Source organism: Acetobacterium sp. (assembly GCF_030652775.1).
GTDB lineage: Bacteria > Bacillota > Clostridia > Eubacteriales > Eubacteriaceae > Acetobacterium.
In genome coordinates this window covers 1-17847 of sequence record NZ_JAUSPS010000075.1, presented here as the reverse complement: position 1 = coordinate 17847, position 17847 = coordinate 1, and the positions used below count along the sequence as shown (strand labels likewise).

The 17847-nt window shown below is 44.4% G+C and carries 17 protein-coding genes and 1 pseudogene; all 18 read right to left on the bottom strand.

The features are described 5' to 3' along the window. Nucleotides 1-42: 42 nt before the first annotated feature. On the bottom strand, nt 43-579 hold the full coding sequence (locus tag Q7J41_RS13700) for a DUF1697 domain-containing protein (protein ID WP_304889001.1): 537 nt from the start codon (nt 577-579) through the stop codon (nt 43-45). A 480-nt stretch (nt 580-1059) separates the two neighbouring features. After that, entirely contained in the window at nt 1060-2715 is a 1656-nt protein-coding gene (locus Q7J41_RS13695) for an ADP-ribosylglycohydrolase family protein (RefSeq protein WP_304889000.1), read from the bottom strand. 15 nt (nt 2716-2730) lie between these two features. After that, nucleotides 2731-3399 carry a DUF4433 domain-containing protein gene (locus Q7J41_RS13690; protein ID WP_304888999.1) on the bottom strand — a complete coding sequence of 223 codons (669 nt, stop codon included), beginning with the start codon at nt 3397-3399 and terminating at the stop codon, nt 2731-2733. Further along, nucleotides 3396-4814 carry a 3'-5' exonuclease gene (locus tag Q7J41_RS13685; RefSeq protein ID WP_304888998.1) on the bottom strand — a complete coding sequence of 473 codons (1419 nt, stop codon included), beginning with the start codon at nt 4812-4814 and terminating at the stop codon, nt 3396-3398. The genes Q7J41_RS13690 and Q7J41_RS13685 overlap by 4 nt, the downstream gene beginning before the upstream one ends. Before the next feature lie 559 nt (nt 4815-5373). Continuing rightward, a complete protein-coding gene (locus Q7J41_RS13680; RefSeq protein WP_304888997.1) occupies nt 5374-5553 on the bottom strand; it encodes a hypothetical protein in 180 nt (59 codons plus the stop codon). A gap of 222 nt (nt 5554-5775) precedes the next feature. Then, on the bottom strand, nt 5776-5949 hold the full coding sequence (locus tag Q7J41_RS13675; protein ID WP_304888996.1) for a helix-turn-helix domain-containing protein: 174 nt from the start codon (nt 5947-5949) through the stop codon (nt 5776-5778). 387 nt (nt 5950-6336) lie between these two features. Then, the gene (locus tag Q7J41_RS13670; RefSeq protein WP_304888995.1) at nt 6337-7029 is read right to left on the bottom strand and encodes a DNA alkylation repair protein; all 693 of its coding nucleotides are present in this window, start codon (nt 7027-7029) and stop codon (nt 6337-6339) included. A gap of 88 nt (nt 7030-7117) precedes the next feature. Further along, nucleotides 7118-7672: a bifunctional adenosylcobinamide kinase/adenosylcobinamide-phosphate guanylyltransferase gene (gene cobU / locus Q7J41_RS13665; protein WP_304888994.1), complete on the bottom strand. Its 555-nt coding sequence runs from the start codon at nt 7670-7672 to the stop codon at nt 7118-7120. Continuing rightward, nucleotides 7672-8718, bottom strand: a complete 1047-nt coding sequence (locus Q7J41_RS13660) for a histidinol-phosphate transaminase (protein WP_304888993.1) — start codon at nt 8716-8718, stop codon at nt 7672-7674. The genes cobU and Q7J41_RS13660 overlap by 1 nt, the downstream gene beginning before the upstream one ends. 61 nt (nt 8719-8779) lie before the next feature. Further along, a complete protein-coding gene (cbiB, locus tag Q7J41_RS13655) occupies nt 8780-9793 on the bottom strand; it encodes an adenosylcobinamide-phosphate synthase CbiB (protein WP_304888992.1) in 1014 nt (337 codons plus the stop codon). Then, nucleotides 9790-11292: a cobyric acid synthase gene (locus tag Q7J41_RS13650; RefSeq protein WP_304888991.1), complete on the bottom strand. Its 1503-nt coding sequence runs from the start codon at nt 11290-11292 to the stop codon at nt 9790-9792. Before Q7J41_RS13650 ends, cbiB begins: the two co-directional genes overlap by 4 nt. Nucleotides 11293-11616: 324 nt before the next feature. Continuing rightward, nucleotides 11617-12381 (bottom strand): precorrin-6A reductase, encoded by a 765-nt coding sequence (gene cobK, locus Q7J41_RS13645; protein ID WP_304888990.1) that lies wholly within the window; start codon nt 12379-12381, stop codon nt 11617-11619. After that, complete coding sequence (gene cobJ / locus Q7J41_RS13640) at nt 12378-13115, bottom strand: precorrin-3B C(17)-methyltransferase (protein ID WP_304888989.1); 738 nt, start codon at nt 13113-13115, stop codon at nt 12378-12380. The genes cobK and cobJ overlap by 4 nt, the downstream gene beginning before the upstream one ends. A gap of 117 nt (nt 13116-13232) precedes the next feature. After that, nucleotides 13233-14297, bottom strand: coding sequence for a cobalt-precorrin 5A hydrolase (locus Q7J41_RS13635; protein WP_304888988.1), 1065 nt, complete (start codon nt 14295-14297; stop codon nt 13233-13235). A 4-nt stretch (nt 14298-14301) separates the two neighbouring features. Further along, complete coding sequence (cobM, locus tag Q7J41_RS13630) at nt 14302-15063, bottom strand: precorrin-4 C(11)-methyltransferase (RefSeq protein WP_304888987.1); 762 nt, start codon at nt 15061-15063, stop codon at nt 14302-14304. 48 nt (nt 15064-15111) lie between these two features. Next, nucleotides 15112-15903 carry a sirohydrochlorin cobaltochelatase gene (locus tag Q7J41_RS13625; protein WP_304888986.1) on the bottom strand — a complete coding sequence of 264 codons (792 nt, stop codon included), beginning with the start codon at nt 15901-15903 and terminating at the stop codon, nt 15112-15114. Nucleotides 15904-16117: 214 nt separating this feature from the next. Further along, nucleotides 16118-17404, bottom strand: coding sequence for a glutamate-1-semialdehyde 2,1-aminomutase (hemL, locus tag Q7J41_RS13620; RefSeq protein ID WP_304888985.1), 1287 nt, complete (start codon nt 17402-17404; stop codon nt 16118-16120). 150 nt (nt 17405-17554) lie between these two features. After that, a pseudogene (locus Q7J41_RS13615) lies at nt 17555-17847 on the bottom strand (porphobilinogen synthase); the annotation flags it as partial.

Genomic DNA, 17847 nt, shown 5'->3' with positions numbered 1-17847 from the left:
AGCGTTGCTGAGTTTTCCAGCCCACACCAGTTTTAGCTTTGTCTAAATACTTTTCATGATTTCATAGAGTTTTCGGGTGGTATTCACATTTCTCACTGTCATTTTTTTATAAAGATCAGTACCTACAATTTTGGTCAAACTGCTACGGGTGACATTTTTTCTCGCAACCGACCAGATAATTGCACCGGTGGCTTGTAAGGCGGTATCAATACCGGGTTTGATGGTCAACTTTTCCATAAATGCAGCTTCGTCCAATCCGTTTTCCAAAAACATCACATCACATTTCATGGTATCATCATTTTTCCAGTCGGCCAGTAAGGTTTCCATCAAGCTTTCAAAATCACTCAGACTGCGAATTAACACCGGAATGTCCAGATTATACTCCTGATAAATTTCCTGACGCAGTTTCTTTTCCAGGACAGCTTTGGTCTGGTGACCTACAAAAACCACATTGCCGGAATTAATATAAGTCACCACCGATTCCAGATCTAAATGGCGAAAGGTTTCCTTCAAAAGTTTCATGCTGATTTTGTTTTTTCCGCCCACATTGATACCTCGTAATAAGGCAACATACACCATAATAGCACCTTCCTATTCAAATTAGAGAGATGGTCACTGGGTAGCTCAGTTCCGCATCGGTCTAGCTGATAATTACAGATACCTGTTTGCGTTGTCTCTGTATTCTTTTTCCGGTTGGCTTATAAAGGTTGGATTTGAATAGGGTAGAAACTGGCCTCACTGAACTTCTCATTGGTTGACAGCGCATCAAAGGATAGTCGCTGACTTTTTAACGTCAATTCATGAATATATGAGGGTGCGACGACAATTTCATTGCCAATTCGTACAAATGCAGTTCCTTGTCCCCTCATTGACATAGTAGTAAGGGGTCAGATAGTTGGTTGTGTAATCTGGTCCGAATAAATATCGGCTGACAATCAAGTAATCTCTTTAAAAGCCTCAAGTCTGAAGGTTGTTTAAAACGAAACCAAAGTTAAGTGGTACCTCGCACCGGTGCCTCTTCGATACCCTTAATGGTTCCGTGACACCGATTACCAACGTTTAACTTTTTACAAAACTTTTTATTATGTCAACCATTTCTATATCAACCCGATATTGTTTTGCAAGGTCACTACTTTCCTTGTCGCTGTCAATAAGGGTTTGAATAATCTTCATTACTTTCCCGACAGTAACGCTATTTTTAAAATGGGAATTGCCGAGTAGAGCTGTAACGTCATCACTCTCCAAAACAAACTGCCGCTTCGCTTTTTGCGAAGTAAACATTTCTTGCGTGGGTTCTTGCTCGGGCATTTTTGTCTGTTGCTGAATAGCTACTTGTTGTTCATTTTTGAGTTTCGACCGGTCTTCCGAATCAGATAAAGTAGCCTGATGAGTTTTCTTAGTCCCCACACTAGATTGGTTAGTCTGTTGCGGCATATCGTTAGGCTTAAAGTCCTTTGTGTACATGGTCTGCCCAAGCATAGTCTGCCACTTTTCGATTATAACGATACCGTACTTGCCGTTTGGTACGCTTTTTGACTCTACAAATCGCACCTTACCTATGGGTGTAGCTCTCCAACGATTGTCTTGAGCTTTCGCTTCTGCGACCTCCTCTTTTGTAGCTTCTTTTTTATTGTCTGCCAAAAGCAGTTCTGTTATTTGGACAAGACAATCATAATCTTGTACTACCTTCCATTCATCTGGAATCCAATTCGTGCCACTTAGCATCCCTAGTAGACCTCCGGTAATAGAAGCAATAGTATCCGTATCTGCACCAAACGAAAACGCAGGAACTTTGATACCGAGAGATGGGTTATTAGCATATTTTGAAGCTAAATAGATTGCAGCTAAAGCCGCAACGTCCCCGGCACCATTTGCCTTTCCAAAACACTCTAAATCGGACAATACTTTTGTATCATCAAGAATTAAACCCTTTTTTAGCGAAACACTTATAAGCTCGAGTTGTCTCACCATATGGGCGCATGTTTTTTCCCATTCTGTTAAAAAGTCATATTCACGGTGTTTTTGAGCAATGCTAAGCCACTCTCCTAAAACATCAGTATTAAGGTTCGCGCCCCAGTCATTCTGTCCATCAATTACTGCTGTAACAAGTTCTCCATATTCTAATACCGTCTCTTTCCTTAAAAGATAATCCAGTGCATAAGCATAACAAGTTGCACCCAGAAATGCACGCGGGTGACCGTGAGTTATAAGCGTATCCTTAACGACGTTTGTCATTAGTGCCGTGGTATTGATCGTTTTCGCTGCCGCAATAACGTGTGGTAAAATCCGCATTGTAGCACCGTTACCGCCCGCATTAAAGTAGTCTCGTGTATTTTTGGTTTGCCACAACAATACTCCCTCTTTACAAGACTTGGCAGCCTTCCGTAAAGCACCACCACCACCACGCTCGTAATTTAACCAAAAGGGTAGTTCTTTTTCGGCTAGAAACTTCTCCCAGTCGCCTGCGATAATGCTTCGTGCTACAGACAGCGTCATCTGTGTATCATCGCTGTACTCGCCTGGTAGAATCTTCTCATCATGCCATCGCGGATAGTTTGAACTACGTGTCCACTCAACAAAATGATCAACGATCTTTGGTTTTTTCGACCTGTTCTTCGAGCGTGGCTCATTGGGCCAGCCCAAAGCATCACCAATGGCAGTGGCCAACATTGCTCCTTTACATTTTTCTATTTCGGTTGGTATCACCGTAGTCATAGCTAAGTCCTCCTCTTACCAGTCGCACAGGGTCTCCTCTGGACGACGATCATTCTTAATCATTTTGCTCCAATTCGGAGATAACACATCTGGTGCGATGTAAAGTGGTATACGCTCCATACTGGAAATTTTGAGCATCGCATAAACACGTTTTGCTACCTCCTCGTTTCCAATAGCAATACCGTTGATAAAATCTCGGGGAATGTTATCCTTTATCAATATTTCCGCTTGCCCGTCTGTTGGGCAACAAGAGAGCATCTTCGGCGACCTTGGATAATCAAAAGTGGAAACAGAAGTTGCGAAGATAGATTCTATATTATCAATGTCATTATTTATATAAGCGCCATATGATTTGCTAGCATTGCAGGGGCAAAATTTTGCCTCTTTATAATTTAGTATGTTTAATTCAACATACAGAACTACCCAATCTTTAAAAATCTTGTCGTGATTATTCTGTATAGCCTTTTTTAAGAACCATGAGTTCGGATATTGCACAGAGCAGCACACATAATCCAATTCTCCATCATACCGAGCCGTGTCAGTTACGTTTTTTGTATCTTGGCGTATTGAACTGCTCGCCATAACGCCATCTATCGAAGTAATGATGTGCGTTAGGCTCTGAAACTTCGTAAAGTGGCAAAAGCGCGTAACGCCGCGAGCCGACAAGACGTCATAAGCATTCATACCACATCCTCCTCATAATAGAAATCATAGCTATCTGAATCCTCTGGGAACAATGGCGACAATGTTTGGCTGTAAGTCATATAAAGCCCATACTTTGAACGGGTCGCGGCAACATAAAGAAGTTTTATCTCGTCGGCATATACATCCTCTTCTGAAACTGCACTTGATACTGTATCTGGGTCAGGAAGTTTATCCTCCGCCAGATATGGAATAAATACATTGTCGAATTCAAGTCCCTTTGCGGCATGATAGGTTGTGAGGTATACCTCCTTCAAATGGGAAAAACCAGGAGTTTTACTATTAATCTCAATTGCATCACAACCCTTATTTTTTAGAGCAGGTAACAAAGCATGAATGTCAGCCCTATTTCTGCAGACAATTACAGTAGATGATGTCTTCCCTGTAGCTATTGCCCGTTCAACGATCCAAGCCATTTCACACTGCTTGCTTGAGAACTTCACCAGTATAGGCTTTGGTCCTTCAGCAATCTGAGCAGTTGATTCGACCATATCTCCATCTTGCCGCCAGTATTCACTTTCGGTTATAGCTTTAGCAAACGATGTGACGGACGTAGGATTACGATAATTCATATTAAACCGCCATATCTTGTTTGCATCCACACCTGAATCACGCCAAGACAAACGGCTACCATAAATCTGCTGTGCTACATCGCCAAAGAACGTAAACGAGCCACCGTCGGCTACGGCCTCAACCAATGACTTGATCATCATCGGCGAGAAGTCTTGCCCCTCGTCAATAATGATATGGGTGTATCTACGTTCGCCATCATCATCTTGCAACTCATTGAAAACATATAATGCCAAGTCATCCCAGTCATATTTCCGTCCAACGGCTTTGCGCAGTTCCATGTATTTTTCGTATACTGCAAAAATCCATTTACGGTTTTCACGCTTAATATTAGCGGAGGCGCGACCAATACGCTCAGCTTCAGTGTATTCGGTAAGGCTAGCAAACCCGAATTTTTGTATAAAGGTAATCTCATCGACAAAGAACTCCTTGGGACGTCTGAAAGTTGATTCGGCTGGGTATTGTATTTTTAAGGCTGCCACAGCTTGCTCTATGTAGTGAGCTTTTTCGTCGGGACCAAGGATTCCATTCCAGTCCGGCATCTTTCCACGGCATTTCAAATAGCCACGTGCGAATTTGTGGTAACTTTCAACCACAAGATTTTTCAATTGTAATCTACTGATCCTACGCATATATTCTACCAACGCACCATTAAATGTGACAAGTAGCACTTTGCCGCCGTTCGGTATACTCGCAAGGTGGTGAGCACGCAGCAGCGCAATGGTAGTTTTTCCGCTACCGGCAGTTCCTAAAACAACGATATGTCCACTGGCGGGAAGAGCCATGACCTCTTCCTGTTTTCCTGTTAGTTTAATTCCAAACATCATTATCCTCCTTAGTTAATCTATTTTATGTAAACAAGAGTCTGCCCATTAAACGTAACCTAGACTTCTCTCCACTTAGTCAGCGAAAAGAACCGCTCTTAAGGTTTTTATAGAAGTGGATAACTTTGTCGAGTATAACATTTTAAAGAACGCCGACTTATCTTCGCAACTAGAAAGTTCGACCATATTTTCCTGTTATCTAGTTAAATATTCCCCAAATATTCGACATGTAATATTTAACAACCACTCCCCTGAAGCACACCTTTCTTCCATTTTCTGGATCTACTCGACAATTCCCTTTTTTACACACCTCCTTGCCTTTCACAGATATAAGTTACCTGTTTCATTACTGATAAATAACTTAAAGTCCTGCGTATTATTGCCTTAAACGCTAAAACCTGTCAGATATTGTTTTGAAACAGATCAGCAGAAGCATTTTTATATCAATATACTAGGATGCAATGCGGTTGATTTTTCCCGTGTTTCGAACGTTTACAGATCCTTTAACCATATTTCGTAGAAAAATCTTATCGCATCGTATTGGTTACCTCAACTTCGTTATTTAACTTATTTGAAAAAAATCAAAGTCCATCATCTGGTTGACCACCGTTTCGCCAAAGAGCCCCAGTTTGATGATGCAAGAATTACTCACGTTATGAAGGTAATCTTCGGTGAAGCTGCTATCATCGTCAGTTCTAGGATAAAGTCGTAAAAAAACGCATAGTTTGATTTCATAATACATCTCCTCACTGTTTCTAGAGTCGCTTCGAATGGCTTTATTGTATCACTAAAAGGAAATAAAAGATAGAAAAAAACGTCCAACTAACAAGTCAGACGTTTAAAAATCGTTAATCAAAAGAACCACTCTGCACTCAACCATACGAACACTCTAAGCCCAGTAAACAACAGGTATAAATCAATTTACCGGACTGCGTCTAATAAATATCAATTGTTCACATTCTGCTTAAGCCTTCAGTAAATTTTCATCGCCCAAATAAGTTGGAAGTTTGAACAACATCATCAATGAAAATTTTATTTCACTATCTGCTAGCGATACTACCATAATTTTTTCGATTTTTTTGATGCGATATTTCATGGAATTGCGATGAATTCGAAAATACTGGGCAGTCTTTGTCACATTACCGTCATTTTAAAGATGAATAAACAGCTCGTGACAGTAATTTTTTTTGCTAATCATAGCCCATTAAATCGGTTAATGCCGCATTGCATAAGTCCTTTAATCGGGTTTGATCGCCCTGGCGGGTTCCGCGGTCAGCTTCCCCTGAAGGACTGGTGACACCGGCCTTTGAACACAGGAATACTGTTCCATAACATCCGGATCCGGGGGACGATCTATATGTGGTGCATGCTTCGAAAAATCCTGTTTATAGGCGACAAGAACACCATGCTGAATTTCCCTTGCCTCATTTGATTTACAAAATATACAACAATAAATGGGGTGTTCCATACATTTTATACAACGATGTAGCGCAGTCTCTGCACACTGTGAATTCCCTCTTCAATATCATTTCTTTTTTCGTTTCATACAGCGAATCCGCACCTTCATCTCTGGATTTACCTGCCTCGATTCGGTGATTTTCTGCAAGGCTTTATTGTAGGTAAAATCGTCCAGATCATTGGCTTTAAGGTAAATCATCGTCATTACCGGAAAAGCCGTGAAGCAGCTGGTAATCGCCCAGGCAACGGCCATTTTCACATAATAGTTGTCACAGTCAATGGCATTAAAATTCCGAAACATCGGCTCCAGATAACGGTCTTCCACATAATAGGTAATAAACATCACCACCCCAAAACGAATCTCGTAAACTTCATTGGATTGGAGGTATGGCTGTAAAAACAGCCATACCTCCTCTTTATGTTGTTTGGTGAATTTCAGTCCGGTACAAAAACTGTCGCAGATTGACCAATTGTCAATCTTGGGGAGATAGGCTTTGATCAGCGCCAGTCGTTCGGCTAGTTCCACTTCTGCATAACCAATCACCATTCCCTGTAGCAGCGTTTCCTCAAAGCTGTCATCCCGGGCTGTTTCCAGATAGGACCGCCAGTCCGCTTTGGCAATTCGTTTACCGATCTTCCTAAGCGCTGGCAAGCGCACCCCTAAGATCGTATCGGTTCCCGGTGTCAAACTACTAGAAAACTTTCGATATTTTTCATCGGCCAAAGCCAACAGCTCATTTTTTATATCTTTTTGATTCATCGTCTATTCCCCCTATTATTTCCGACAAACTAAAAGCCCATATCTTCAGCAATTATCATTGCCGCCGAAAATGGGCTTTTGCTGTCATTTATTTTAATTTCATCGGTAAACCCGCCACCAATAGATAGGCTTCGTCGGCTCGACCGGCCACCAGCTGATTCATCCGCCCGGCGATGTCCCGGAAGTAGCTGCCCAGCTTGTAGGCCGGCACCAGACCCAGGCCCACCTCATTGGAAACAACAATCAGGGTTTTATCCTGACAGACGTCCAGCAGTTTTTCCACTTCAATCTTAATGGCCGCTTCGATTTCGCCCACCTTTTCCATATCGCAGCTGTCATAATCGACCGGAAAATCCAGCATATTATTGGTAGTCATCACCGTCAGACAATCAAAAAGAACGATCTCAGCTTTTTGAAATATGGGGTTTTCTGTCATTGTCTGAAAATCCTTATACTGTTCAATCGTTCCCCAATGATCCGGCCGCTGCGCCTGATGTTTGGCGATACGATCCTTCATGCCATCGTCAAAAGCGATCGCTGTGGCAATATAAGCGACTGGCTTGCCCGATTCCCGGGCTAAATTTTCGGCATAGGTACTCTTGCCGCTGCGGGCACCGCCGGTGACAAATATTAACTGTCCCATTACTCATTCCTCCAGTTTTTAAGAAAAGTCAAAAGCTTGGTATTATCGGCTTCTTTTTTAATGGCAATCCTGAAATACGAATCATCCAGACCGATAAAATCTTCGCAGGTTCTAATGGACATGCCATCTTTTTCTAAGCCCCTTTGCAGCTCTGCTACGGTTCCCGTTAATAGCTGGCAGAGATGAAAATCGGTGCCACTTGGATAAACCTTCAGGCTTTCAATTTCACTTAGCACTTTAAAAACCCGCTGCCGTTCGCTCTGAATATAGGTTTTAGTCTGTCTAGCATAATCTTTTTCATCATATACACCCGTAGCCGCAATCAGCCCCAGGGTATTAATAGTCCAGGGCTCTTTAAAGTTTTCCATTTTTTTGACAATTGGAACAGCCCCGACCCCGTAGCCAATTCGCAGACCCGGTAGGGCATAGAACTTCGTCAGGGATTTCAAAATAAAGACCGCTTGTCTTGCTTCTTTAACCAACGATAGACTACCGCTTTCGTCAGAAAAATCCATGAAGGATTCATCCAGAAACCAGTTGATTTCCGGAGCCGAATGCTCTAACATTTCTCTGATAAAACCCTTGGAATAAACCCGACCGGTGGGGTTATTGGGGTTGCATAAAAATACCGCCTGAGGCTTTTCATTTTTGATGGCCGCCGCTAATGCCTCCGGGTTAATGGTAAAATCATCTGCCGCTGTTAATACATGATGGACTACATCCCAGCCGTATAGCTTCAATGCCCGTTCATATTCATTAAAGGTCGGCTGAATAATCATTGCCTTCCCCGGCCCCATGCTGCGGGCAAAAAGATAGATCAGCTCAATGGCACCATTACCAAGAATGATATTTTCCGGCCGCACCGCCAGATCATTGGCAATTTTCCCAATCGCTGAAACGCCAGTGATCTCCGGATATTTCACCAATTCATCAATGCCGGTGATCAGCTTTTTCCGGATTCCCGCGGGTATTCCTAAGGGATTAATGTTGACGCTGAAATCCAGCATTTCTTTGTTTTCGCCCTGATATCCGCCATGTTTATTCATGTTGACACTCCAATTATTTTATTTAAACTCAATGATTTAAACTCAATGATTTCCCATTTTTTTAAAAAGAATAAATAATCACTGCCATTAAGGTCGCAAAAACCATTAAAGCAACCTCGCTGCCATACATAATGGTAATGGTTTCGCGAATATCCAATATTTCCAACGGGGTTTTAGCGTCCCCAATGGTGGGTTTTTCCAGGATTTCACCAAAATACTGGTTGGTTCCGCCCAGCTGTATCCCCAATAACCCAGCCACTACCGATTCTGGATGGGCCGAGTTGGGACTCTTGTGATTGTGACGATCCCGCTTAAAAATGCGACAACCATCATTAAAGGTATATCCCAAAAGCATCCCAGCCACCAGCATAAAGATGCTGCCGAGCCGGGCCGGAATCAAATTGACCAGATCGTCAAATTTTGCCGAAGCATAGCCAAAGTCCTTATAAGGCTCCTGGACATATCCGACCATCGAATCCAAGGTATTTGTCGCCTTGTAGAGCATTACCAGCATCACCGGATTCAGCCAGGGCATCGGCATCAGTACGCCCAGCAGCATATAAAAAATCGGTGCCAGAACCCCATCAATGGTATTTTCTGCAGTGGTCTCAACCGTTGCCCGGATAATTTCTTTTTCTTTGAGTTCCGAGGTATCCCGGCCAACCAGATAACCGACCTGAACCCGCGAAACTTCGATATCGCCACCCATTAAGGCACTCATCACTTTGCGTACTTCAATGGCCAGGGTTTTTGCTGCCAGGGCGGTGACAATCAGATAAAGGTTAAAGATGATGTACAGATAAATGTTGATGCTGTACAACAGCCATTGCAGAGCAAAGACAATGGCTCCGGTCAGACCCAGAACTAAAAATAACAGCAAAAATCCTTTGGCCTTGCGATGCTTGCCCTGATTTAGTTTTTTATTTAAAAAGCCGATGGTTTTCCCCATGGCGATGATCGGATGGGGCAGCCAGGGAGGATCCCCGATCAGCCAATCGAGCAACACGCCGATAAGTATCAGTAAAAACCAAAAGCCTCCCCCTAAACCCAGGGGAAGTCCTTCAATTAAATTCAATTTTCTATTTCTCCAATGATTTCCATTATTTTTTTCATATCCAGATTCGCTTCCACGGTCTCTGCCAGCAGATCATATTGTTCTTCTTTAAAGGCCTTAAAATCAAAGGCGCTGGGACCGGCTTCGAGATTCTTTTTGACCCGCAGAGCTTCAATGATTTTTTCCCGTAATCCATCGTTATCAAAGATCCCATGGAGGTAGGTTCCCATGACGGTGCCATCTTCGGCAATCACGCCATCGACGGTACCATCTTCGAGAATCGCAAAAGGTTTGGCCTGATCCAAGGCTTCGCTGGTGCCCATGTGAATTTCGTAGCCTTCCACTTCCATGTCAGCCAGCTCCATTCCCATGAAGTTCCCTTGAACCTTGCCAGAAGCCCGAACCGTGCGCTTTTCTTCTTCAATGGTGGTGACAATGTTTAAGAGACCCAGTCCTTCAATACTGCCCCGGGTTGATTCCACCTGGAAGGGATCGCGAATTTCTTTACCAAGCAGTTGATAACCGCCACAAATTCCGACAATTGGTACCCCACAATCATGGATCCGACGAATTTCATCGCCTATCTTGCTGTTAATGACATGGCAGGTATCGTCAATGGTATTTTTGCTGCCGGGGATCACCAGTAGATCCGGGTTGGCCAGCTGCAGATCGCGCTGGTTACGATAGTATTCTACCTTCACATCGGGATGCATTTCAAAGGCGGTACAGTCGGTGAAGTTGGAAAGGTGCGGTAAATAAACCACCCCAATCGTGATCAGGCCTTCGGAATTATTATCAAACCGTTCGCTGACACTGTCTTCATCATCAATAACAAAGCGTTTGTAGGGAATAACACCCAGGCAAGGCACCTTGACCAGTTCTTCGATCATTTTGATGCCGGGCTTCAACAGCTCCACATCGCCACGGAATTTATTGATAATAAAGCCTTTGATCCGCGCTCGTTCTTCCGGTTGCAACAACATAATTGTACCATAAATCGATGCAAAAACACCACCCTTGTCTATGTCGCCGATCAGCACCACCGGAGTATCCACCAATTCTGCCAGTCCCATGTTGACAATGTCGTTATCCCGCAGGTTGATTTCGGCCGGGCTACCGGCACCTTCGATGACAATCACATCTCTGCCCTCAGCCAGCGCATCATAGGCCGAAACCACGATCTCCACCAGCTTGGGTTTATGGGCATGATAATCCATGGCATCCATATTGAATTCGGCTTTTCCCATCAGGATGACCTGGCAGCCGACATCGGAATTTGGTTTAAGCAACACCGGGTTCATTTCAACCTGCGGCTCCATCCGGGCGCACTCGGCCTGAACCACCTGGGCGCGGCCCATTTCTTTGCCGTCTTTGGTGATAAACGAATTAAGCGCCATATTCTGGGATTTATAGGGTGCCACATGATAACCGTGGTTATCGAGTATCCGGCACATGGCAGCAGTGATCAGACTTTTTCCAACTGACGACCCGGTACCCATAAACATAATATTTTTTGCCATGTTTTCTCCTTTTTTCTTAACTTTCTGTAGTGATTACTAAAGTGCCGTGTGCTTTACAACCGGTTTCGCACGAAACAATTTTTACACTGTACGGCGGACAGGCTATCGCCTGTTCGCCTACACGTTACAAAATTGTTTTCGTGAAGGTAATGAGCCAATCACAAGCTTGCTTGTAGTTGGCGACTGCCCGCGAACAAGAAGAAATTCGCATAGCGATTTCTTCTTGTTGTGGAAACCGATCGTAAAACAATCATTGTTCGATTGTTCAATGTTTCAAAATTGCAGAAAATTAAAAACAACTCTAGCTGTTTTTAAGTCAAAATTCTAGTGGTTTTTCAATGCGCAAGCGACGGCGTCTTCGACAGTGGCGACAGACTGGGGATAGGCGATGGGGGGGCGACGGATAAATAAAATTTTAGCATCGACCAGCCGAGCGGCTTCGACCTTTTCACGGATGCCGCCAATGTCGCCGCTGTCCTTGGTGACGACGAAGCCGATGTTGTATTCTTTCATGGTGGCGACATTCATTTCCACTGAGAAAGGACCCTGGAGAGCCAGGATATGACGCGGCTTATAGCCCAAGTTTTCGCATTTTTTTAGCACCCCTGCCGTCGGCAGAACCCGGATATAGGTGCGATCTTTGGGCAGTCCTTCAAAGGCTTCCAATTGTCGACTGCCGGTGGTCAGGAGAATATTGCGATCACTTTTTCCCATCACACCAGCCAGATAATCCCGGGCTTCTTCATAGCTGTTATAAGCGACACTATCCGTCCCTTCGTCGATATTCGAGGGTCTTTCCAGCCGAATATAATCGATATTCATGGCATCGCAGGCCCAAATAGCGTTTTCAGAAATTTCCCGGGCATAGGGATGGGTGGCATCAATACAGAGATTGATATTATAAATGGTGATTGTTTCCCGCAACGTACTGGCATCCAATTGTCCTGAAATCTTTGTCAACAGAGGGTTTTCCGAGATCTGATCGGCAGCAATATTGGTCAGCGACGAATAACAGACTTCTTTCCCTTCTTCAAGCAGACGATCAGTTAATAATCGGCTATCAAGGGTTCCTCCCAATACCAGAATCAAAGCTGATAACCTCTCGGAGTAATCATTTTTAGCTGATCCCGGGTCACATAGGTTTTGGAATTGCCGATGATAACCATCGAAAACATATCAATATCTGCTTCATTCATTTTTTTCAGGGTCGTAATAACATAAGATTCGTCTTTACGTTTGGCATTACGAACAATGCCCACCGGGGTTTCCGGAGCTTTGTATTCTAACAGAATTTTCTGGGCACTTTCAATATTGTGGGGACGGCCTTTGCTTTTAGGGTTATATAGGGTGATAATAAAATCGCCTTCGCCAGCACAGTGAAGACGTTTTTCAATGACGGCCCAGTCGGTGAGTAGGTCGCTGAGGCTGATGACGGCATAGTCATGCATCAGCGGTGCGCCCAGGGTTGATGCCGCGGCATTAGCGGCCGAAATACCAGGAATAATTTCGACTTCGACATCGCTGTTTTTGGCTTCAACGATTTCCAGCATGATTCCAGCCATCCCGAAAACACCGGCATCACCGCTGCTAACCAGACAGATTTTTTTGCCTTGTTCAGCTAGCTCTAAGGCTTTTTCACAGCGGTCAATTTCCCGCCGCATCCCGGAAGATAGAACTTCCTTGTCGCCAATTAAATCGGCAATAATATCGATGTAGGTTTTGTAGCCGACAATAATATCAGCATCTTCCAGGCTGGCTTTGGCCGCCTCGGTCATATGTTCATACAGTCCGGGACCAATCCCGGTGACATAAATTTTGCTCATTTTTTCTCCTTTTTTTTACAAGGTTTTTGTTATTTCAATACTACATCAGTTTTGTTATCCGCTTGTGCGAAACAGACAACAAAGCAATTATCTTTCGTGTTTATCGTTATATTTCTGTTAATTTTCGTCCAGCCAAACCGACAGGGTAATCCCGCCCAGTTTCTGTTTTTCCAGCAGACATTTTCCGAAGCCGGAGGCGACAAAGCCGCAGGGTTCAGAAACGGCATAGAGGCCAGTTGTTTTAAAAACGAAATCCGATGCTTCAAAACGACTTTGAACCATTTGCACCATTTCATTGGGAATGATGACTTTTTTTGCGGCAAAGAAGGTACAGGCTTCAATGATTCCCGGTTCATCGGCTTTTAAGCCGATGGTAGCCAGGGCTTTAATACCTTTGACATTGAGATTCAGGGACGCTAAAGCCTCCTGAATAGCCTGAATAATCCGATCTCCCGGGGTATCCCGGCGACAGCCCACTCCCAGCACCAGTTTTCGGGGAACCAGCTTTACGCTAGGAATTGGCAGTGCTGTTTTTTTGGTATCCAGCGTTGTCATGATGACGCCCAGATATTTATTTAGATTATTTAGATCCGTTAAATCGTCCACCGTTTCGATGTTCTTGGGCAGAATAACCGCATCCAAGTCGCAGTTCTCCTGATTAACTAAGGCAATCGGATCGCCGTTTAAAATCAGCGCCGTCACGTCTTTAGCATTAGTAAAATTATCAATGGTGCAATTAATTTTCTGGGCCAGCACATCGACGGCCATGGTTCCTTTAACATCGGTGCCAGTGGTGATCACGGCCTGGGCATCCAGTCGTTTGGCGACCAGCCGGGCGGCATCGTTGGCGCCGCCCAGATGGCCGGACAACAGACTGATCACAAACTCGCCATTGGTATCCATCACCAAAATTCCCGGATCTGAAGATTTATGTTCCAGATGGGGGGCAATCGCCCGGACGACAATGCCAGTTGCCATAATGCAGCAGATGATCTGGTACGCCCCGATGATGCTGCCCATAAAGGTCGTAATATCGGTGGCGATGATTTTTGTGGTTTCGTTGGCGTATTTGTCTTTGGTGTAGATGTGGCATTCCCGGTCATCCAGATGTTCTGCCAACCGGTTTGCCAAAACCATGCCATCCTGGGACAGGGTGACAATGGCCCATTTTTCTGTTTTCACGGTTTTATTCCACCCCTTGACGGTATTCATGGGTAAAGCTGGGGTCATAAAGCTTAGATAAGCTGTATTCATCACCGAGGAAATCACCAACTAATATTTGGGCAGTTTTGGTGATATTTTCGTCTTTTACTTTTTGAGCAATGGTTTCCAGCGTTCCCATGACAATTTTCTGATCTTCCCAGGTTGCCCGTTGGATAATCGCAATCGGCGTCGTTGGGGCATAATGTTTCATTAATCGCTTAACGACATCATCAATCATTTGCACCGACAAGAAGATACACATGGATGCCTGATGGGATGCCAGATCTTCCAGCTTTTCTTTTTCAGGAACGGGAGTTCGACCTTCCAAACGGGTTAAAATAACCGTTTGGGATACATCTGGCAGGGTAAATTCTTTTTTAAGGGCTGCCGCTGATGCGACAAAGGAGCTGACTCCAGGGATCACATCAAAGGGGATTCCCAATTCATCCAGTCGGTCCATCTGTTCGCGGATCGCGCCATAAATGGATGGGTCACCGGTATGAACCCGGGCAATTTTTTTGCCTTCTGCAGTTCCCCGTTTAATCACGGCGATGACATCATCCAAGGTCATCGATGCGGAATTAAAAATTTCGGCATCCGCTTTGTGACCGGCAATAATAGCTTTGTTGACTAAAGAACCGGCATAAATAATAATATCTGCTTCGTTGACAATTCGTTGACCCTTAACGGTAATCAGCTCTGGATCTCCAGGGCCTGCACCCACCATATACACTGTATTCATCAATAATTTCTCCTAAACTTTATTTCTAATTTTAGCACTTGTATTCCATTCCTACATTTCTGTAACGGGTTGTGCTTTCTTCAAATGATCTAAAAACATGTTCTGAATGCCGGTATATTCACCCAGGCCTTCGAGGATACATTCGACTTTAAAACGTTCATCTTCAAGAACCGTTTTCCAGGAGTCTTCTTCATCACTAGCCATATCATTAATAGCATGATCTCCAGCCACCAGCATAAAGGGCGCCAGATAAATCTTTTTGTATTTTTTTTCCTGTAACAACGGCACAATGTTTTCCAGCTCCGGAAAACCTTCAACGGTTCCCACATAAACGTCCTCATAACCCTTCATTTTAAACATATAATCCAGGCAGGGATAGGTGGAATTGGCGTGATGATCACTGCCATGGCCCATATAAACCAGGGCTTCACCTTTTTTTAGCTTAGGCATTTGTTTCATCACGATGTCCACGGTTTCTTCGTAATCTTCAACCGTGGTTAACAGTGGCCGACCCAGGGTCAAGGATGCAAAGTCTTTTTCAAAGGCCTTGAGTTCTTTTAACGTAATGTCGTACTCATAGCCGTTGATGATATGGGTGGTCTGACACTGTACATGGGTATAACCAGCTTCTTTAAGTTTTTTCAAGACTTCCTGGGGAACATCGATTTCTTCATTATCTCGTTTTTTCAACTTATTAATGATCATCCGGGATGTAAAGGCTCGATAAAAATCATGGTCCGGAAATGCTTTCTGCAAATGCTTTTCGGTAGCCGCGATGGTTTTTTTTCGGGTCTCAGGGTAAGATGTACCAAAACTGATGACCAGTAACGCTTTCTTTTCCATTAAATGGTTCTCCTATTTTTATTATGATAACAGTGATAAACTTCTCATTGTAGGTTGACCTCGAACTACCGTACCGACCAATTGTTAATCTGTTGTTCGCTGCGGGATCGGACAGGCTACGCCGTGTCCGCCCCGATGCGTACAACATGATGTAACAATTGTCGGTACTAGCATATCTGTTGGTCTCTAGTCTTTGAACTTCACTGTTTATTTATTATAAACTTAATAATGCCTGGTAGTGATCGGCGATGGTTTTTTCGATGTCCGCTTTGGTGTGGGCGGAGGAGAGGAAAATACCTTCGAATTGGGCTGGCGGCATCAGGTTGCCGGCATCCAGCATGGATTTGAAATATTTGGTATAGGCTTTGGTGTCGGCAGTCATGACGGCGGCGTAACCATCGATGGGCACATCGGTAAAGAAGCAACAGGTCATGCCTTTGAAACGGACCATCTGGGCTTTGACCCCGGTTTTTTCGATGTTAGCCTTAAAGCCAGCTTCTAACAACTTGGCATTTTCTTCCATCTCGGTATAAACTTCGGGATGATCCCGCAGATAGGTCAGAGTGTTTAATCCCATTTTCATGGCGATGGGATTCCCTGACAGGGTACCGGCCTGATAAACGCCGCCTAAGGGTGCCACGGTTGCCATAATATCCCGACGTCCGCCATAGGCGCCGACGGGCATGCCACCACCGATGATCTTCCCTAAGGTAGTCATGTCTGGCTTAATATCCAGGACTTCCTGGGCGCCGCCGTAAGCTAAGCGGAATCCGGTGATGACTTCATCAAAAATCAGTACCGTTCCTTCAGCTTCAGTGATCGCCCGCAGTTCTTTCATAAAATCCAGATCGGGTGCCACAACGCCCATGTTACCGGCTACCGGTTCGACGATGACGGCGGCAATTTCGCCGGGGTTTTCGGCAAAGAGGGCTTTGACGCTGGCAATATCATTATAAGTTGCTACTAAGGTATCCTTAGCCGTTCCCGGGGTCACCCCGGAGCTGGTGGGTACCCCAAAGGTCAGGGTGCCGGATCCGGATTTAACCAGCAGGCCATCGGCATGGCCGTGGTAACAGCCTTCAAATTTGATGATCTTATCCCGTCCGGTATAGCCTCTGGCGACCCGCAACGCACTCATCGTGGCTTCGGTTCCGGAACTCACCATCCGCACCATTTCCATGGAGGGATAGGCTTCGGTAATCAGCTTGGCAACGTCGACCTCAATAGCGGTTGGGGCTCCAAAGCTGGTTCCTTTTTGCAGGGCTTCCTGAATCCCTTCAAAATAAACCGGTGAGGCATGACCTAAAATCAGTGGCCCCCAGGAACAGATATAGTCGGTATATTCGTTGCCATCAACATCATAAATCTTAGCGCCTTTGCCATGGTCAATAAAGACCGGTGGCATGTCCACTGATTTGAACGCCCGCACCGGACTGTTGACACCGCCAGGTATGTACTTTTCAGCTTCAATAAATAATTTTTCTGATTTTTCTCGATTCATAATCTCTCCAATTTATAATGATCATATTTTTCATCTGAATTCCTGATTTTTATCAGGAATAATTCAGCCCAAAATTACGTTGGTTTTTACACCAGCCACACGCTCGCACTTAGTGACTTTACCAAATTTTAAAAAATTTGGCTAAAAACGTCACTGATAATCCTTCAGCATTGCTTGCAGTTCTTTGGCAAAATAAGTGATGATGATGTCTGCTCCGGCTCGTTTGATGCTGATCAGGCTTTCAAAAATAGCCCGACGATCCATCAAATCGGCATCGACGGCATTTTTAATCATGGCGTATTCGCCGCTGACCTGATAGGCGGCCATTGGCAAGTAGGAAAGTTCCTTGCCCTTGGCAATAATGTCCAGATAAGGCATGGCGGGTTTGACCATCACAATATCGGCGCCTTCTTCAATATCCAGGACCATTTCCTTTAAGGCTT